The organism is Paraburkholderia sp. GAS33 (genome assembly GCF_050436645.1).
Classification (GTDB): Bacteria; Pseudomonadota; Gammaproteobacteria; order Burkholderiales; family Burkholderiaceae; genus Paraburkholderia; species Paraburkholderia phenazinium_B.
The window spans coordinates 1-18,330 of the sequence record NZ_JBNDMP010000029.1 but is presented as its reverse complement, the minus strand read 5'-3'; the positions used below and the strand labels follow the sequence as shown (position 1 = coordinate 18,330).

Annotated in this window: 15 protein-coding genes and 4 pseudogenes; 9 read left to right on the top strand and 10 right to left on the bottom strand. The window is 60.0% G+C overall.

The features are described from left to right. Positions 1–101: 101 nt before the first annotated feature. The 8 genes and pseudogenes from P3T24_RS38425 to P3T24_RS38390 all read left to right on the top strand — a co-directional run bounded on the left by P3T24_RS38425 (position 102) and on the right by P3T24_RS38390 (position 7,341). Entirely contained in the window at positions 102–449 is a 348-nt protein-coding gene (locus P3T24_RS38425; RefSeq protein ID WP_429441907.1) for a hypothetical protein, read from the top strand. A gap of 197 nt (positions 450–646) precedes the next feature. After that, the gene (locus P3T24_RS38420) at positions 647–2,086 is read left to right on the top strand and encodes an ISNCY family transposase (RefSeq protein WP_429441905.1); all 1,440 of its coding nucleotides are present in this window, start codon (positions 647–649) and stop codon (positions 2,084–2,086) included. A 264-nt stretch (positions 2,087–2,350) separates the two neighbouring features. Beyond that, a pseudogene (locus P3T24_RS38415) lies at positions 2,351–3,009 on the top strand (ISNCY family transposase); the annotation flags it as partial. Positions 3,010–3,363: 354 nt separating this feature from the next. Beyond that, positions 3,364–4,041, top strand: coding sequence for an OmpA family protein (locus tag P3T24_RS38410; RefSeq protein ID WP_429441904.1), 678 nt, complete (start codon positions 3,364–3,366; stop codon positions 4,039–4,041). A gap of 246 nt (positions 4,042–4,287) precedes the next feature. Next, positions 4,288–4,782, top strand: a complete 495-nt coding sequence (locus P3T24_RS38405; RefSeq protein ID WP_429441902.1) for a serine O-acetyltransferase — start codon at positions 4,288–4,290, stop codon at positions 4,780–4,782. Continuing rightward, positions 4,779–5,511: pseudogene (locus P3T24_RS38400) on the top strand (alanyl-tRNA editing protein). The gene P3T24_RS38405 and the pseudogene P3T24_RS38400 overlap by 4 nt, the downstream one beginning before the upstream one ends. Positions 5,512–5,680: 169 nt before the next feature. After that, positions 5,681–5,809 (top strand): annotated as a pseudogene (locus P3T24_RS38395) (IS110 family transposase); the annotation flags it as partial. 210 nt (positions 5,810–6,019) lie between these two features. Then, positions 6,020–7,341 (top strand): annotated as a pseudogene (locus tag P3T24_RS38390) (IS5 family transposase). A gap of 225 nt (positions 7,342–7,566) precedes the next feature. Here the strand turns inward: P3T24_RS38390 and P3T24_RS38385 are convergent. The 10 genes from P3T24_RS38385 to P3T24_RS38340 all read right to left on the bottom strand — a co-directional run bounded on the left by P3T24_RS38385 (position 7,567) and on the right by P3T24_RS38340 (position 17,823). Continuing rightward, positions 7,567–8,256 (bottom strand): response regulator transcription factor, encoded by a 690-nt coding sequence (locus P3T24_RS38385; RefSeq protein WP_429441900.1) that lies wholly within the window; start codon positions 8,254–8,256, stop codon positions 7,567–7,569. 244 nt (positions 8,257–8,500) lie between these two features. Further along, complete coding sequence (locus tag P3T24_RS38380) at positions 8,501–9,811, bottom strand: galactosyl transferase GMA12/MNN10 domain protein (protein ID WP_429441898.1); 1,311 nt, start codon at positions 9,809–9,811, stop codon at positions 8,501–8,503. A 14-nt stretch (positions 9,812–9,825) separates the two neighbouring features. Continuing rightward, on the bottom strand, positions 9,826–10,500 hold the full coding sequence (locus P3T24_RS38375) for a class I SAM-dependent methyltransferase (protein WP_429441896.1): 675 nt from the start codon (positions 10,498–10,500) through the stop codon (positions 9,826–9,828). Between the two features lie 3 nt (positions 10,501–10,503). Next, a complete protein-coding gene (locus P3T24_RS38370) occupies positions 10,504–11,838 on the bottom strand; it encodes a hypothetical protein (protein ID WP_429441895.1) in 1,335 nt (444 codons plus the stop codon). An 80-nt stretch (positions 11,839–11,918) separates the two neighbouring features. Further along, entirely contained in the window at positions 11,919–13,046 is a 1,128-nt protein-coding gene (locus P3T24_RS38365; protein WP_429441894.1) for a DUF2827 domain-containing protein, read from the bottom strand. Beyond that, a complete protein-coding gene (locus tag P3T24_RS38360) occupies positions 13,043–13,507 on the bottom strand; it encodes a DUF4019 domain-containing protein (protein ID WP_429441927.1) in 465 nt (154 codons plus the stop codon). Before P3T24_RS38360 ends, P3T24_RS38365 begins: the two co-directional genes overlap by 4 nt. A gap of 136 nt (positions 13,508–13,643) precedes the next feature. Beyond that, positions 13,644–14,219: a hypothetical protein gene (locus P3T24_RS38355; protein WP_429441892.1), complete on the bottom strand. Its 576-nt coding sequence runs from the start codon at positions 14,217–14,219 to the stop codon at positions 13,644–13,646. An 88-nt stretch (positions 14,220–14,307) separates the two neighbouring features. Beyond that, positions 14,308–15,456 (bottom strand): DUF2827 domain-containing protein, encoded by a 1,149-nt coding sequence (locus tag P3T24_RS38350; RefSeq protein ID WP_429441926.1) that lies wholly within the window; start codon positions 15,454–15,456, stop codon positions 14,308–14,310. A gap of 2 nt (positions 15,457–15,458) precedes the next feature. Beyond that, on the bottom strand, positions 15,459–16,619 hold the full coding sequence (locus tag P3T24_RS38345; protein ID WP_429441890.1) for a DUF2827 domain-containing protein: 1,161 nt from the start codon (positions 16,617–16,619) through the stop codon (positions 15,459–15,461). A 112-nt stretch (positions 16,620–16,731) separates the two neighbouring features. Beyond that, a complete protein-coding gene (locus tag P3T24_RS38340) occupies positions 16,732–17,823 on the bottom strand; it encodes a YadA family autotransporter adhesin (RefSeq protein ID WP_429441888.1) in 1,092 nt (363 codons plus the stop codon). Here P3T24_RS38340 and P3T24_RS38335 point away from each other — a divergent pair. Continuing rightward, the coding region (locus P3T24_RS38335; RefSeq protein ID WP_429441886.1) for a hypothetical protein at positions 17,807–18,330 on the top strand (524 nt) is incomplete at its 3' end. The two genes, P3T24_RS38340 and P3T24_RS38335, sit on opposite strands and share 17 nt — an antisense overlap.

The following is an 18,330-nucleotide window of genomic DNA, read 5'->3' as shown; positions in this document are numbered from 1 at the left end:
AGGAGTCGAAAATCGCGCATAGCGCGTGGGCGATTCTGTGTCAATGCCGCGGGTCCCGGGATCATTTGGGAAGGTAAGTCTTCGGCACAACAGGTATGCGAATGAAAGCACACACCAGCGCGGAAAAGCTGATCCTATGGCTGCTTGGCCACCAGCCGGCGACTGTCAGGCAGATTACCGCGAGCGGCATGCTGAACGCACGCGATGCGCGCGCAGCCCTCGAATACGGGATGTCGCGTGGCGCCATTGAAGCGATCCGCAGCCCAGCCGCCCGGGGCGGTGTGCACGTTCAATACCGCGTAACGGGCCAGCCATTGCCCGCACTCAACGAACGTCCAGCGGCACCGGCCGCACCGTCATTCGACGGGCTGCTCTCTGCGTGGGACATGGCCATCACGCCGCCAGTTTTGCCTTGCCGGACGTCGCGCAAATTCAGATTGACTGATTGAACCGGGTTGTTCCGGGGCATTCCCGTTGGTATGCGGGCGTCAACGAATAGGATTCCTAAATTTTACATAAATATAATTATCAACAATTCACATGTAAGAGCAAAGTTGTAATGTCGTATCTGGGCAAAGTTCAAATGTCGTAGCTGAGCATTTTTTCGGTTCATGCTGGTTGCCGGTTCTGACTGCCGGAGTCCATCGTGGCCCAACCCGGAACGATCACCATGAGCATGCGCGAACTGGATCGACTGAAGGTTATCCAGGCGGTCATTGAAGAGCGGCTGATGCCCTGGCGGGCTGCCGAGCGGCTCGGACTCAGCCGGCGCCAGGTTGAGCGGCTGGCTAACCGGTATCGATGCGAAGGTGCGGCAGGACTGGTTTCACGCCGACGAGGCCGGTCGGGCAATCATCAGTTGCCGGTCAATCTGTGCCCGCAGGCTCTGGCGCTGATTCGCGAGCGCTACGCTGATTTCGGCCCAACGCTGGCCTGCGAGAAGCTGCACGAGTGCCACGGGATCACGCTGTCAAAGGAAACCATTCGCCACCTGATGACGGATGCGGGCCTGTGGGTTCCGCGCCAGCAGCGGCCGCCGAAGATCTACCAGCCGCGGGCGCGCCGCGCGTGTCTGGGCGAGCTGGTGCAGATCGATGGCAGCGATCACCGGTGGTTCGAGGACCGGGCGCCGGCGTGCACGCTGCTGGTGTATGTGGACGACGCCACCAGCCGGCTGATGGTGCTGCACTTCACGGCCACCGAGTCGACCTTCAGCTACTTCGAGGCGACGCGTGCGTATCTGCAGCAGTACGGCAAGCCGGTGGCGTTCTACAGCGACAGGGCCAGCACATTCCATTGCAACCGGCAGGCAGAGCGCGCTGGCAAGGGCGTGACGCACTTCGGGCGCGCAATGTACGAGCTGAACATCGACACGTGGTGCGCCAACAGCAGTGCGGCCAAGGGCCGCGTCGAGCGCGCCAACCTGACGCTGCAGGACCGGCTCGTCAAGGAGCTGCGGCTGCGCGGCATCAGCACGATTGCGGCGGCCAACGCGTATGCGCCCGCCTTCATCGCGGCGTATAACGCCCGCTTCGGCAAGCCGCCGCGCAGCACGTTCGACGCGCACCGGCCACTGCATGACGATGAGGATCTGGACACGCTGCTGACCTGGCGCGAGCTGCGCAAGGTCACGAAGGCGCTGACGGTGCAGTACGACCGCGTGATGTACCTGCTCGAGGATACGCTGGCGAACCGCAGACTGATCCACCGGTATATCGACGTGTGGGAGTATCCGGACGGGCGCATCGAGCTCAGGGCGGATGGCGCTGCCCTTCCCTGCATCCCCTATGACCGGCTCGCCGTGATCGGTCACGGTGAGGTGATCGAGCACAAGCGGCTCGGACACGCGCTGCAGGTGGCGCAGGCGCTGCAGGCGCAGCGTGACGACCGGCGCGCGTCGGGTTCGCCTTCGAGGACCAACCACCGTGTTGCGGTGCGTGCGAAGCAACGCATACCCGGCACGAAGAAGCAGCGCGAGTTCACGCGTGAGGATGTGAATGCCGCGCTCACGGCGATGGTTGCACAGCCAGTCAAACCGGCCATGGCCGCTGTCAGATGCAGACCGGTGTCGGCCAGGTCTCACTGAATGGACTGATGCGCCCTGCCCGTTCTGGCGCGGTCCTTCAACGCTGCGTGAGCTTCAAACCGTCAAGGACAGAGGCAAACCCAGTCTCAGGTACGACATCTCTATTTGGCCAGCGCTGCGACATCTCGATCTGGCCTCGACATCACATGTGTAGAGGCTAAGTTGTAATGTCCGCTTTTAGCCAAGTTCAAATGTCCGGTTTCCTGCTCCGGGCCGCCTGCTGTGGCGCATGCTGCGGCATCCCAGCCAGCCCGGAGCCAGACCATGAACGGACGTGGATTCATCACGATCAGCATGCACGAGCTCGAGCGGGTCAAGATCATCGAGGCGGTCGTCCAGCATCGCCTGACGATCGTACTGGCGGCTGAACGGCTGCAGCTATGTGAGCGTCAGGTCAGCCGGCTGGTGCGGCGCTACGAGGCCGCTGGACCGGCCGGGCTCGTCTCGGCGCGGCGTGGCGTGGCCAGCCCAGCAACCGCGAACTGCCGGTGGATGTCCGCTCGCGTGCCATGGCGCTGGTGCGTGAGCGCTAGACGGATTTTGGGCCAACGCTGGCCTGCGAGAAGCTCGCCGAATGTCATGGCGTGGTGCTGGCGAAGGAAACCGTGCGGCGCTGGATGCGTGAGGCCGGGCTGTGGATTCCGCGCAAGCAGCGGCCGCCGAAGCTGCACCAGCCGAGAAACCGTCGCGCGTGCCTGGGCGAACTGGTGCAGATCGACGGCAGCGATCAGCGGTGGTTTGAGGAGCGTGCGCCGGCGTGCACGCTGCTGGTGTTCATTGACGATGCAACCGGCCGGCTGATGGCGCTGCACTTCACGGCGACCGAGTCGACCTTCAGCTACTTCGAGGCGACCCGGCACTACATTGAGCAGCATGGCAAGCCCATGGCGCTCCACGGCGATAAAGCCAGCGTGTTTTCGTCAAACAGATCGCGCCGCATCAACACTCCTTGGCTGGCAAGCCCTTCAGCCCTCATGCCCGGCTACCTGATTTCGTTAAATCATGCTTAACGTTTCATGCGATGGGCTCGAATGATGAACAGTACTAAATCATGCGGGGATCGCCATCCGATGGAATCGCAGCGGAGATCGCTTCTCCAAGCTCCTCGGCCATTGGATGGTGCTGCCCTGCGTCTCCCGATATCTCTTAACATTTCTTGGCAATGCCCGGTAACGCGCCAGGCTATATTGATCGAAACATTCCGGCAGCGTTTGTTATTCGGGAACGGTACTCAACGGCCGGCTGTCAGGCTGATACTCAAACATTTCGACGCCAATATGAAAAAGATCGCCCTTTGCTGGCTCACCCTGACCACCGCGCTGGGCGGCTGTTCCGCCACGTCCGGACCGACGTTCAGCGCCTATTCCGTCAACGTTCCCGGTCAGGAAAAGACCTACCGAGTCGATTGCGGCGGTATATTCGAAAGCTCGAAAACATGTATGAAGGTAGCGCAGCGTATCTGCGGCGATCAGCCGGTCCGCGTGGTCGAGTCGGTCGACAAGATCCACACCGACGGTGCCGACAGCGATCCCCGGACGATCACGTTCCAGTGTGGTGCTGCGACAGCAACAGCCGCACTGGGAGCCGTATCGGAGTCGGCCGCGAACGCCGTGCCGTCCAGCCTCGAATTCAATGGTGAAGCGAACTTCATGACCGACCGGGCCAATCTTGCGCCGGCTGGTATCGCTAAACTCAGTGCACTGCTCGCCGCGACCAAGGACACCACTTTCGCGAACGTCACGGTGAACGGTTACACGGATTCGCGCGGCACGCGCGCGCACAACATGGACCTGTCGCAACGCCGCGCGGACACGGTGCTGAACTATCTGAAGGACCACGGGATGAAGTCCGCTACGTATACCGCACACGGTTTCGGTACGGACAACCCCGCTGCCTCGAACGCTACACCGGAAGGACGCGCGAAAAACCGCCGCGTCACGATCGTCCTCCGCTAGTTGGCAGTTAGGTCGGCGTGCGCATCGTCTTTTCGAGGCTTGCTCGGCGTTCACTCGCGTTACGGTCTGCACACTCGCGGCGTCACCGTATTTCGTGACAGGCTTCGCTTCGATAAGGTGAACCAGTGCTGCGAGGACGACCTGATAGCCTTCGCAAGCAAGGACCCCGCGGCCGATGTCCGCGCCAGCGATCTCTCATTTGACTACGGATCGTACAAGGCTGTCGTCCATTACCGGATGGCTCACATGTTGCTCGACAAGATAAAAGTCGAAGGTGATCCGCTGCGCGAACTGGAAAGTGCAGCGACGCTGCTGTCTTCCCGTGGCAAGTTCGTCTTGGGTGCGCAAATCCACGCCAGAAGCAAGATTGGACAGCGCTTCGTGTTGGATCATGGCTACGGTACGGTCATTGGCGAGACAACCGAGATCGGCGACGACTGCTACGTTTTAGGGGATGTTGTGCTTGGAGCGACGGGAATATCCAGCATCCCGGAAGGTAAGCGCCATCCCACCATCGGCGATCGCGTCGAGATCGGCGCATTTGCCCGAGTATTTGGCAATGTCGTCATCGGCGACAACGTATTCGTCGCGCTTCATTGCGTAATCAAGGACGACATCGCTGCGGACTCGGTGGTTACGGTACGAACCGAATTGCAGTTGATCCAACGACGATCCATGGCCGCGCCTCGCGGCACCGCGGCAAATTGGCCAACGGTGAAGCCGATGGAGATTCTACGATGAAGACCGAGGCATTGTTTCGCCAGGACGCCTACCTACGAAGCTGCGAGGCACGGACTAGTCGCGTCGATGGTGATGGGCTTCAGTTAGATCGAACGGTGTTTTACCCCCAAGGCGGCGGGCAAGCCGGAGACCGCGGCTGGCTTACCCTGGACAACGGGCCTCGGCTGCGTATCGCCGATACGCGTAAGGGAAAGTCCAGCGGAGCAGGGCCGGACGATGCGCCGCACATTCCGGATGTGGGTCAAGCCTCGTTGCAGGCTAAGTTCGCTGAGGGTCGGCTTGTCTATGCCGAGATAGATTGGGAACGTCGATATCGGCATATGCGCCTGCACACAGCGGCGCATTTACTGTGTGCGGTCTTGCCATTCCCGGTTGATGGCTGCAGCATCACGGCAGACTACGCACGCCTCGATTTCGTCACCAGCGATCCTCTATCGCGTGACAGTATCGACGTTGCTCTGGCCGACCTGGTCGCCAGGCGCACGGTGGTGTCGATCGACACGATGAGCAACGAAGAACTGGAGGTCAACCCGGACCTCGTTCGCACCATCTGCGTGAAACCGCCGGTGGGGACCGGGCAGGTTCGCCTGGTAAGAATCGAGGGAGTGGATGTTCAGCCTTGTGGTGGCACGCATGTGGCCAATACGTCCGGAATTGGGCCCGGTGCGTGTCGCCAAGATGGAAAAGAAAACCGCGCATACACGCCGCGTCGTGTGGGCACTGGAATAGCGGCTACACGTGTCCGCCTAGCTCTGATGCCATGGACGACTCCCGCCCTTCGGGGTTCAGCATATGCGAAAGTAGAGAAGTCGTGACTTCCACAGCAAAGGAGTGTTCATCATGACCGATAGCTACTGTCGGACTGGATCTTGCAAAGACCCTATTCCAGCTTCACTGAGTGGATTCACAGGGACATGTCATCGTACGCAAGCAACAACGTCGCATTGATCTGCTGCCATTTTTCGCGAAGCTTGACCCGTGCGTGTTAGGCATGGAGGCATGTGGGTCGTCACACTATTGGGCCCGGGTCGACGACAATCCGCGGCCGTGTATTAAAGGATGGGATTACTGAATATGGTAAGGAAAGGCTATCGAACTTTTTGATTGATGAAGTAGTCGGACCTGAACAATCTTCAAAGCCTTACGGCGTAAGGCTCTGAGCTGGAAATGCGGTTGTGGGAATTGCAGGAACCTGGCATATCAACGCGAGTATCCTGCAAATCCTGACGAGGTGCAGATGGGTCCGAAGACGCCTGTGACAGAGGGAGATTTCTTCCGGCAACCGCTGCGCGAACAGATCAACCTGAAGCATCCATTGGTCGGTTTGGCTGACCTGATCAACTGGGAACGATTGGGCGCATCGATGAGCGAGAGCTTCGTATCACGCCCGGGTCGACCAGCGAGCTCGCCGCGTCTGATTGCGGGGCTGCTGAATTTGCAGCACGCGTTCGATCTGTCCGACGAAGAGGTCGTCTGGCAATGGGTGGAGAACCCTCATTGGCAGGTGTTCACGGGCGAAACGTATCTGCAGACGGAGCCGCCGACCGACCCGTCGAGCCTGACGCGCTGGAGGAAGCGCCTGGGCGAAGCCGGCGTTGGAGAGTTGCTGGTCGAGACCATTGAAGCAGCAAAACGTGCTGGCGTGATCAAAGCCGCAAGCTTGAAGCGGGTGATCGTCGACACAACGGTGATGGAAAAGCAATCGCCCATCCAACCGATTCACGCCTGCTCGAGCGGTGTCGCGAACATCTGGTGAAGGCTGCAGCGCGGCACGGCCTGAAGCTGCGGCAGAACTACAACCGTGAGGCACCGCGTCTGGGCTTGCAGATTGGCCGCTTTCCTCATGCGAAGCAGTACAAACGCATGAGGAAAGCGTTGCGCACGTTACGCTCACGCGTTGGAAGGGTGATGCGTGATGTGGAGCGACAGGTCACACAGGTGGCAGACCCAGGCCGCGCGGCGCTGCTGGAACTGATCGGCCGCACGAAGCGCATCCTGGCGCAGAAGCAGAAGGACAAAAACAAGCTCTACGTGCTGCACGCACCGGAAGTCGAGTGTCTGGCGAAAGGCAAAGCCCGCACACCCTACGAATTCGGCGTGAAGGTGTCGATCACGACGACCCATAAGGAAGGACTGGTTGTTGGCACGCGCTCGATGCCAGGCAATCCGTACGACGGTCACACGCTGACTGAAGCACTGGAACAGGCGGCAATCCTGAGCGACACCACGCCGGAAGTCGCCATCGTTGACCGTGGCTACAAGGGTGTCGCGGTCAACGGCGTGAAGATCTACCACCCGGGCTTGCGGCGGGGCATCACACGCGGGCTACGCGCGATGATCAGACGGCGCAGTGCGATCGAGCCAGCCATCGGTCACATGAAGACAGACGGAAAACTCAACAGGAACTGGCTCAAAGGTGCACTGGGCGACGCGATGCACGCGGTGCTGTGCAGCGCCGGCCACAACCTCCGCATGATCCTGAGTAAGCTGCGGTTTTTTTGCGTCTTCATTCTCGCTGCTTTGCTCAACCGCTGCATTGCCGCCGACATGATGGTGTGACGTCGGCCGCTCGGGAAATGAATTGTTCAGGGTCGACGAAGTAGACTGGTTACATAGTCAGTTGCGACGCACACAACACCACAACGGTGGCGAGACCAACCTCACGCGCTACCACATGAATCATGACGGCACCAAAAAAAGCCAGCATCAATAGCGGTGGCAGCCCTACTTAGATCAAATGCAAGCAATAGTTTTAACGCACCGAATCCACTCGAACGAGCGACATCACCGGGATCGTTTTATTAATTTATAACCAACATCATATACATTTTGTATGAAAAGCTCGGAACATTTGTTGATTCTCAGCTTCCTCTTTATACAAGAAATATACGTGCATATATTTCTCTCTGTGACGGAGTCATCGCCACCCCAAACATATTCAATTATCTCCTCATATGTCGCAACATATCCAATATTTCTGAATAGACAAACGGCGACATCGAATTCCTTGTGCGTCAATTTAAAGATTTCATCGGCAAATAGAATTAAATTTCTTCCACTCACAAACTCGTAGCCTTCAATCAAGACTTTCCCATTTGGAATTTTATTCTCTAAATCCGGAAACAACAAAAAATCTATTCTCTTTCTTAGAAAATCGGAGGTGGCTGATGTCGAAACTCCATCATCAGCTCCCAGCCTTCTTGCATTTTCAAAACACATTGACTCCGGCTCCTTTCGACACATCAAAATCGGAATTTTGTATTTACAATGCCTCCGGATTTCAGAAATCACATCAACATCCATTGCATCGGGAATATTTTCCCCTGCTATTACCAAATCAAAATGCGTTCGTCTTAGCTTTGTTTTTGCGAAGGCGATAGATTCAACACCCACGCATGAATATCCCATTATAGAAATTTTTTCTGAAAGATAATCTAGCATCCGCTTTTTGCCATCCACAATAAGAAGTCTCATATCTCACCAAGATCTCACGCAGAGTAATAAAAGAGCCACTGCTTCAAACTCAAACGTATTTACTATCACATAGATTCGTGTGTGCGCCTGGTCCGCCCACATTCACCAGACGCTTTGCGCGCCGAACTCTTCGCAATCCGCAAGGTATTTCGCATACCATACTCCCTGCGCAACTTGTCCAACAGTCCGTCAACCCACATGCTGAATGCTTCATCATTTCTCACTGGTTTATATCAATAGCGCGCTAATTCAGGGATGAATCGTCATGCGCCATCATCAAGGCGCGCATCTCCGGCCACATCCCGTAGTAGTGCACGATAAAGCTGTCGGGCCGACGTAAATTCCATGGGGTGTTAAACGCAACCAGATCGGTCACGGTGTCATCGTCCAGCAGTCCGGCACGCGCCAACGCCTGGATAAAATACGGCTGATCGCCGTCGCTCGCGTAAACCGTCGACCTGTCCGCCAGACCGGCGATATCGCTCATCAACTCACGCAGCAGCGCGTCGTTCCGGGCGGTGCGGCGAAACCCCATCACGCCGGAGTTGAAGGCCCATTGCCCCACATCGTGGGCAAGGAGCAAATCGCGGCCCACCATCAGCGGTTCCAGCTTCTGCTGCATATCGCGCACCAGCACATCCGCATCCAGCCAGAGCACCCATTCGTGCTGCTGCATATAGGCGTGCAATAACCAGGGCTTGAACCAGTTGCCGCTGGCACCCAGTCCGATTTCGGCCGGAATGGCGCGATGAACATAAAGGGTGTAGCCCTGCAGTTCGCAATAGCGTCGGAAATTGCGTTCTGCGATACGCGCGTAATCGCTGATATTCGGCGTATACAGCGTTGTCACCGCGATCGGACAGCCGGGGTTGTACACGCTGCGCTCGACGGTGTCCTCAACCGTGTATCCGGTGAAGGAGAACATCGGCAATGCGCCGCGTCGATGCCGGTTGATCTGTTCGACCAGCACATCCCTGAAGCGCGGCGACACACTCTTGCAGAGCGGATTTTCAGGCGCATCGTCGATACTGATCGCGAAGGTCGATATACGGCTCCAGCCGGGGTCGAAGTTGTAGCCGGCCTGCATCACCGGGCACACGCCGTTGATCGCCGACATGAAGTGGTGCGTGTCCAGACCGGCGAACAATTCCGCCTCGCTTGTCAGCCGTTCGCCGCCCAGTTTGCATCGCCTGACGATCTTCAGGACGATCTGAAGAACGGTGGGCGTGTTGCGCCAGATTTGCACGTCGACCTGTGCGAGCGGATGTGATGACGTCGTAACCAGGAGCCAATCCCGATTTGCCATTAAATCGTCGACAGCGACGGGCTCGACAATCGCCGAATCTTCGCTCAGCAGCAACACAAGCTCTCCGGGAGCGGCACGATGCAACGTATTCAGTAGAACTTCGTACCGGTACAGGCAACGCAACTGCAGCGAACCCGGCATACGGGAAGCGTCGATCCACTCATGACGGTAATCGCGCTGCTTCGCGTAGTAGCGGTGATTGACCAGGCTCGCGGTGGCCTCTTGGCAGAAATGGCTGAGTACGATCATGGTACGGGCGGCGGTCAGGTACCGGGATGCGCGAGGCGTGCCCGCACGCATGCCATGTCCCAAAGTCCGAGACAACGGTCGGACATCGGCACGACGCCGATATCCGTACCATACATGATGCTTTCATTACTGCCTTCGATCAGCAACGCAAGCGGCGCATCGAGATCGTAAGGCGCCATTTCCAGATTGATCGGCGTCCATTGCCCCGTGACGATATCCGCATTGCGAGGATAGGTCCGATACACGAAGGTCGTGGTCAGAAGGTATCGCGCGGACGTATCCGCGAACCGGCGGAACGCGCGAAACACATCGGCATGGGAGAAGTGAAACAGGCAATCGCGGCACAGGATGAGGTCGCGGTCGGGCAAAGGATCCTTGAGCAGGTCCAGTTGCATGAAGTGGCGATCGGCCGCGGCGTAGGTTGCCTGATTCCGCGCGACCAGGTCGGGCACGATATCGACGCCGGTGTAGTCGATGCCGCTCAGATCCACATGGCGCATCCAGTTGAAATCGCCACAGGGGACGTCAAGCATGGATCTGACACCGAACCGGCGCAGCACGCCCGGCAGTTCACGAATGATCCGTTCGGTATTCTTCCGCTCCGAACCCCATCCGGACACGCTCTCCTCCGAGTGCCACCCCTGCTCACGATAGATCTTGTGAAACACGTCCGCAGTATTGTCGTCCATATATCAATGTCCTGATGGAAGCAGCTTGAGAAGATCGGTGCGCACCTGTGGCAGCACGGCGGACCAGTCCGCATTTGCACCTGCCTGTACAGCGTCAAGGCGGGAAATCAAGGGCTGTCGGCGCGCCCGGCCATCCAGACCCAATGCGGATTGACGTCGTGCCGCGGCCACGTTCGCGCGCCGAGCCCTCCTGCCAGATGCGCGAGCGACGTACATACGGTAATCACCAGATCCCGATTGCAGATCAGCGCGGCCCTTTCGCCGAACGACGTGAATTCCGCCGTGCGATCCGCTACGGGCAGCCCCTGCGACGCCATCGCTGCGACCGCGTCGGCGCCGTCGAGCGGCGGACTGTAAAAGTCGACGCCGGCCAGCCCGGCAAATGTCTGCGCGCATAAGGCCGGCGGCAGCGAGCGGTTCCAGTTGCGCTGATGCGTGCGGCTGCCGCTCCACGCAAGTCCGGGCTTGAGCCGGCCGTTTCGCGGCAGCTTTGCACTCCATCGCGCCACGCCCGTGCGATCCGGCTGAAGGTAGCGCGGCGGTGCCGACAGCGTTGCAAGTGCGACGCCCAGGGCCAAAGGCAAGACTGTCCATCGGCAGATGAAAATTGAATACGGGCGGCGCCTGTCTGTCGTGCGGCAAGACACGCACGCCATGTGGCTCAAGGGTGCGCCGGAACAGCGGGAACAGAGCGGCAAAGTATATGTAAGTCAGCGTGCCGCCGGCGCGGCTTACACGCTCGGCGATCTGCGGCACGAAGCGCTCGAACTGGAGCGCATCGCCGAATGCCTGCTCGACCAAGAAGAGCAGTTCCCGGCCTGCCAGATCCTCCCCGCGCCACATCCTGTTTTCGCGAAAATAGGCCGGATTCTGCAGTTCCGGCGACCCCGTCCAGCGAGCCTCGTGATTGATCCAGCCGTTCTCGTAATCGCCGCGCAGCAGTTGCAGCGTCGCGATCGACCACTTGGTCTTCGGGTCGTCGGATGCGACCTGCGCGGCCCGCACCAGGACCTCGAAGGCCTCCTCGGCGCGCTGCACTTGCTGTAGCGTGCCGATCCATTCGTCGAGGCATTTCATCTCGTCCGGCGCATGACTGTGGGCCTCTTCGTACGCCGTGTACGTACGGTCCAACGCCGTTGCGGCGGCCCGATAACGCCCACGGAGGCGCAGCAGGAATGCATGCGCGGCTAACGCGTCGGCAGGCGCGAGTTCCATCCAGGCGGCGATGTCGCGGGACGCGGCAATCAGGTCGCCTTGAACAAGGCGTCGCTGGATGCACGAAAACGGAGTATCGGAAACAGTCATCGCCAGATCGAAATAAGGGTTCAGCTGCGCCAATGCGAGGCGCATTGTTCCGCAACGTAAGCCACCGGACCGCCCTAGCAGGCCGGTAAAGCCCGTGCTTCGGACCGCTCCGGCTAGCGAAGCGGGCGGCGCATCAGATCGTCGAGCAAAGCACCGTACGTCGCGACCAGTCCCGCGTTGTCCGGCAGAAAACGTGCGATCGCCGTACGCTGACGTTCGCGGTACCACGACGCATGCGCATCGTGCATCTCGAGCGCTTCGACCAGGCGGCGCGCGCCCTCTTCCACGTCGTTGCCGCGGTAGTAATAACCGAGGTCTGCGCAAAGATGCGCGTTGTGCACCAGCGCATAGCCCTGCCAGCACACCTCGAGATAGAAATAATTGAGCGGGTTTTCCAGTTGATGCGAAACTACGACGTCGGTGTTTTCCGCCAGGAACACGGGCGTGTCGTGGCGGCCCAGAAAGACTGCCTTATGCTCACGTACGATGTCGAGCTGGTTCATCAACGAGATGAACTCGAGACTCTCCCGCGCGATCTGCTCCGCGTTCGACACCTGCAGCAAGGCGATGTGTTCCGGCCGCCGCCGATAGGCCAGCTCCGCGATCAGCGCCGGATACAGGCAGAATTTCACGATGTCGAGGTTCGGCTCCATCACGCTCAGACGCTTCGCGCCTTCGCGGGGCCGATACTCACCGGCCTCCGGCATCTCCTTGACACGCTCCGCCAGGAACATCGGACTCCATACGAACGGCACGACCCGTCCAGTCTGCCGGCGCAGAACCTCGAAGTAGGCACGGCTAATATTGTCGACCTGCGGAATGATCCAGATATCGTCATAGCACTGGTTGACGAACAGGTTCTCGCCCCACATCGGCCTGCGAAACAGCACCGACTCCATGGCGTGGACATATTCGAACCCACAGCAATAGGACACCACGCGCACGTCCCGCCCTTTGAGGTAGGCAGTCTGGAGCGCGTCGATCTGTCCGCCGAGTTCGATCAGGACGTCGACACTATCTTTTGCCGTCTCGAAGGATAGGGTCGGATAGCGCACCTGGTCCCAGGGCAAGGCTGAGGTAACCGGCACCTGCGTCGTATTGACCAGCACGACGCCTGCCACCTGCGGACAGTGGCGCAAGGCCTCGGCAAGAAACGCCGCATTCTGTTTGATTCCGTTATTCCACAACGTCTCGGCCACATCAAGCAGGCCGATCGTGATGCCGACGCGTAAGCCCTTCACGGTTCGGCGCCCGGCGAGTTGCTCGAGCCAATGTCCTGCGATTGCCGCGGGATGTAGCCGGTAAGACGCCACTGACCGTCATTTTCGAGCTGGAAGCTCACCTTTTCGAACAAGGTCCGCCCGCTCGCCAAGGTGGTCGCAAAATCGACGTTGGCGTACAGCCCGTCGGGTACGCCGGCGACATTCGTATAGCGAATCCGCGTGACCGACGCCCAGCCCCGCTTCGACACGGCACCCAGCGCCTGACGGGACTGCCGGACCAAATTCGCAAACTGCTCCTGCGAGAGCTTCGCCTGCATGAAGGGTGCCATGCCCTGCCATACTTCGACATAGTGTTCGGAATCGACCTGCTGCAGCACGCGCGTGGCGTCTGCCAGCAGTTCGTCCGCGGAGGTGCCGGGCTCCGCGACGGCAAGCGTGCAGCAGGTCGCAAGTGCGCACGCCGCAGCGAGTCTGATCATGCCGGTGGTCTTCGTCAGTCGAGTCACGTTGAGTCCTTTTGATTTCCGCCGGGCGTGAACCTCACCGGCTGGATCCAGATCGTTGCGCCGCGGATCCGTCATGCCGGCCGCCCCAAGGCGATGCATCGCGCCGCCGCTATTTGCCCGGTGCGCCCGCCGAAAACTTCACGTAGCGGCGAATCACGAGGCAGCCGGCTTGGGCATCGATAAGCGATACCGACGAGCCTAGGTCCTTGGCATCGGTGTAGACCATCATGTGGTTCAATAGCCTGGTCGCCTGATAGCCGGCCAGTTCCTTGCGCGCGACGGCCTGACAGTTGCCCGGCGCGACCGAGATGCGTTCCGCCGACACCGTGCACGAACCGTCGGCCTCCGGCACGCCCGTGATCGACATGGCCGCGTTGGTGTTCGCCAACTCCAGTCCGATCAGCGAGAACACCGTGCTGTTGCCGGCGCGCGTGCGGTCCCAGTCGAACAGTACGTCGTTGTTGGTGGTGCCCTGCACACCGAGCGCGGACAGAGCAGTCAGCGCCGGCAGACACTGCCGCAGGCCTACCGCCTGGGCTGCGTAAGCGAGAGAATTACGCGGCCCGGTCTCGGCTTGCGGCGGCGCCAGCACCCCTTGAGCAAAGGCGCCCGCACTCATCAGGAGCCAGCCGACCAACGCCAGCTCGCGCATGGTCACGCGTGTTGCATCAAAAAACAGGTTCATAAAAACACTCGGTCCAGAAGACGACAGGTAGGCGACCTGATCCGCGCCGCGCGCTCATGCTACATGGAGAGAACAGAACGGCGCGCGCTCAGGCATTTTCGTATAACGCAACAATAGCGTTGCTATAAATCCGCACATTGGTTTCGCTCTCGGGATCGAGTTGCGCGAGGAATGCCCGGGCATTGTGCTGGTACGAATCGAAATTGGCATCATGTTCCGCGTAGGCAATTTGCAAGGCCCGCCCCCCCTCCTCGCAATCGAAGTCGTGGTAACGATACCCGCAGGAACCGATCAGATGCGAATTGTGGACGAGCGGATAACCGCCGTACAGTGCTTCGTAATAAACGTAGTTCTGCGCATTTTCCCAATGATGGCTGACCACCACGTCGACGTCCGCCGACACGACCCTGCAGAACGGGAAACGTCCCTCGAACGAAGTCAGGCCGTGACGCACGATATCGAGGCTGTGGGCGAAACCGTTGAAACCCACATGCTCCTTCATATGGAACGTGTTGTAAGCCCAGACATGCTCCAGCATGTCAGGATCGGCGCGGTGGGCCGCCTCGCAGGCGAGAAGCGGAATGAAACCGGTCTTCACCATGCAGATGTTCGGCTCGAAAATACCCGCGCGCCAGCGCCGGCGTCCAGGCCGATAGCCGAAACTGACGCCCTCGGGCAGACGCGCCGCTTCGCGCTGCAGCACCAGCGGACTCCACAGGTGCGGCATCAGCCGCACCGGCGCGCGGAACGTGCTGCCGAAATACGGCACGCAGGTGGTTTCGTACTCCGGTAGCGTCCATACCTCGTGATACGGTGCGCCGCTAATCAGCAGCCCGTGCGACTTGTCGAATACCATGCGCTCGATATCGATGACATAGTCGTTGCCGACCCGCATGGAAACGATCTTGCCGCCGCGCTCGCGAAATGCTACCACCCATTCGCGGTCAAGCTGGGCGCTCATCTCGATCATGACGTCGAGTATGCTGGCGGCCTCGTTCATGCCGATCAGCGGCACGGGCGAGTCGGTGAGGAAATTTTTCGCATCGGCCGGTTCACCGTCGCCGCCGCCTGCCACCAGGTAAGTGGCTTCGACTAGCGTGGAGCGCAGCATGAGCATCACGAGAAAAATGCAGTTCTGGTAGATGCCGTTTTCCCAGACCGACTGTTCGCCCTTGCGAACATAGATCGACACGCCAACGCGAAGCTTGCGCGGCCGGGACGCCGGATTCTGTTCCATGCTCATGATCGGCTCTGGGCGCAATCGACGAATTTTGCGTCGCGGCACAGATGCAACAACCGACCCGCGTACGCGTCGAAATTATCCGGGCTAAACGGATCGACCGCCGCGAAAACCCGTTGCGAACGGGCACGGTACTCGTCGAGGCCGCGCTCGTGGGTGGCCGCGGCGTGCAGCAGTTGCGCGGCTCCCTGCTGCGCCTCGAAGCCGGGATAGTAGTAGCCTGCATCGCTGAGCCACGGCGAATTGTGGATCAGCGGATAGTCGCCGTAGAGCGCGTCCAGATAGCTGTAGTTCTGCTCGTTCTGCCACTGATGCGAAACGACCGCATCGGCATGTTGCGCCATGAACCCGACAATGTCGTGACGCCCGTGAAAAAGCGCCTTGTGCTCGCGGACGAGGTCCAGCGAATTGGCGAAATAGAGCATAGTAGGATGGTCTTTCAGGTGCAGCGTATTGAGCACGTGCATCGTCGCAACCGAGTCGCGCCCGGCCCGGTAGGCTTCGTCGCAAACCAGCATCGGCACGCTCGACGTCTTCACCACCGAGATGTTCGGCTCGAAGATCGCCACGCGCAGACCGGCACGCGTGCCGTCAGCCGCCACGGGCTGCGCCTGGTAGCCGTAGCGCAAGCCGGTTAGTTCGGCAACTTCCCGCGCACGCCGTTCGACGAAATGCGAATGCCATATAAACGGCGCTTCGTGCACCTCGCAACGATGCAAGGTTCGCATCATCGGCGCGAACGCTGCGTCCTTCGGCAACAACCAGACTTCGTCACAACGGTCGGCCCGCGCCGCATGGGTCGGCTTGTTGAAGACGGGCGCCTCGGCGAGGCCGACAAACGGCTGACCGCAGCAGTAAAAGACCACCTTTTTGCCGCGCGCGCGCATCAGGTCGAGCCACTGGATATCGAGCGCACCGCCCATTTCGAAGATGACGTCGACCTCGTCGGTCGCGTCCTGCTGCCGCATGATGCGCAGCGCATTCGAACTCCGGTCGACCTGCGGCGGCATGGCCAGTTGATCGCCCACGTCGATCAGCAGGACCGATTGCACGAACGGCAGCCGCTGCAACAGTTCGGCCAGAAAAATGACATTCTGCCCAAGGCCGTTCTGCCAGATATTCTGACCCTGGTGGGAGATGACGGAAATCCCGATGCGCATTTTCTGATCACCATGCAATCAGACGGACTTTGCTCGCCGCAAAGGCCCGTCTGTTCGCCGCCCCGAATCGGGGCTGCCATTCATACATTCTGGATTCCCGCCCCGGAATGCGTTACCAGGAATATCCCACGCCAGCATTGAACAACATGTGAGAGCCGTCGGTTGTACTGACACCCATCTTGACGATCGTATTCTGGGTGACCCGGGCACTACCCCCGATTGCGAGCGCTGTGTAGCCGGAGTAGCTGCCGACGGCCGCGCCGAGCTGGAACGTCTTGCCCTGCTCCACCTGGGGCAATCCAGCCAGTGCGCCGGCCATTGCCACACCCGAATAGGCGTTGCGGGCCAGTGCATCCATATTCTGCTGAACACCCTGCAATTGCGCAACATTTACCGCATCGGTGGGATTCACGCCCGGCGCCACGTTGCTAATGGTCCGCTCGTTGCCTGGCGAGCCGACCGACACCGTGTTGGCCGTGCTGGCAACCGAACCCGCTCCCAGCGCCACCGAGTTGGTGGCCGACACGACTGCGTTGGCACCGATCGCCGTCGAATTCACGCTGGTTGCCTGCGAGCCGGAACCGACCGCAACCGTGTTGCCGCCTGTTGCCTGCGAATTGCCGCCGATCGCGACGGACTCAGTACCCGAGGCGCTCGCCGCATTGCCGGTCGAATTCACCGCGACGTACTTCGAGTTGGCCGTGTTGCTGTTCGTGGTTGTGTTCAATTGAGTGATGTTGTTGGTGAGCGAACCCAGTTCGGTTTCGAGCGAGAACAACTGGCTGCCGTTAATCGCATCCGTGCTGGTCGCGCTGATCGAACCCGCTGCGACATTGGTCAGCGCCACCGTCGAGGTTGCGCCGACGCCGCCTAGGGTTACGCTGGTGTGTGCCGCATTGTCGTACTGCACGGCGTTGTCCGCCAGCGCGGCGACCGATTGCAACTGGCTGACGTTCACCGCATCGTTCGGCGCGGTGCCAGCGGCGACACCGGTAAGCTGGCGGTCGCCTTGGGTACCGGAGAAGTCGACCGTCGTGCCGCCCGTGCTGGCGCCGACCGTGATCGCACCGTTACCCGGCGCGCCACCAACCTGCTGCACGAGACCCACCGTGCCGTTGGCAATACCCGTCGACAGCGCGGAAACGTTGCTGTTGGTCGTGGTCAGGCCGGTCGACAGCGACGCCACGTTGCTGTTCGTTGTCACGAGGCCGGTCGACAGCGACGCCACGTTGCTGTTCGTTGTCACGAGGCCGGTCGACAGCGACGCCACGTTGCTGTTCGTTGTCACAAGGCCAGTCGACAGCGACGCCACGTTGCTGTTCGTCGTCACAAGGCCAGTCGACAGTGAACCGATGCCGGTCGAGGTCGAGGTGGACAACGAGACGAGGCTCGTCGAGGCCGAGCTCGACAAACTAGCCACGTTGCTGTTGGTCGTGCTCAGACCTGTGGACAGCGAGCTCACGCCGGTCGACAACGAGCTGGCCGTCGTCGAGGTCGAAGTGGACAGGCTGGCGACGTTACTGTTGGTCGTGCTCAGACCTGTGGACAGCGAACTCACGCCCGTTGAGAGCGAGCTCACGCCGGTCGACAACGAGCTGGCCGTCGTCGACGTCGACGTGGACAGGCTGGCGACGTTACTGTTGGTCGTGCTCAGACCTGTGGACAGCGAGCTAACACCCGTCGACAGCGAGCTCACGCCCGTCGAGGTCGA

What these genes read in the sequence shown, in the direction of transcription:
- P3T24_RS38355 (WP_429441892.1), bottom strand. Translation starts at nt 14,219, where the DNA reads ATGAACCTGTTTTTTGATGCAACACGCGTGACCATGCGCGAGCTGGCG.
- P3T24_RS38410 (WP_429441904.1), top strand. Translation starts at nt 3,364, where the DNA reads ATGAAAAAGATCGCCCTTTGCTGGCTCACCCTGACCACCGCGCTGGGC.
- P3T24_RS38375 (WP_429441896.1), bottom strand. Translation starts at nt 10,500, where the DNA reads ATGGACGACAATACTGCGGACGTGTTTCACAAGATCTATCGTGAGCAG.
- P3T24_RS38380 (WP_429441898.1), bottom strand. Translation starts at nt 9,811, where the DNA reads ATGATCGTACTCAGCCATTTCTGCCAAGAGGCCACCGCGAGCCTGGTC.
- P3T24_RS38345 (WP_429441890.1), bottom strand. Translation starts at nt 16,619, where the DNA reads ATGCGCATCGGGATTTCCGTCATCTCCCACCAGGGTCAGAATATCTGG.
- P3T24_RS38350 (WP_429441926.1), bottom strand. Translation starts at nt 15,456, where the DNA reads ATGGAACAGAATCCGGCGTCCCGGCCGCGCAAGCTTCGCGTTGGCGTG.
- P3T24_RS38360 (WP_429441927.1), bottom strand. Translation starts at nt 13,507, where the DNA reads ATGATCAGACTCGCTGCGGCGTGCGCACTTGCGACCTGCTGCACGCTT.
- P3T24_RS38405 (WP_429441902.1), top strand. Translation starts at nt 4,288, where the DNA reads ATGTTGCTCGACAAGATAAAAGTCGAAGGTGATCCGCTGCGCGAACTG.
- P3T24_RS38385 (WP_429441900.1), bottom strand. Translation starts at nt 8,256, where the DNA reads ATGAGACTTCTTATTGTGGATGGCAAAAAGCGGATGCTAGATTATCTT.
- P3T24_RS38425 (WP_429441907.1), top strand. Translation starts at nt 102, where the DNA reads ATGAAAGCACACACCAGCGCGGAAAAGCTGATCCTATGGCTGCTTGGC.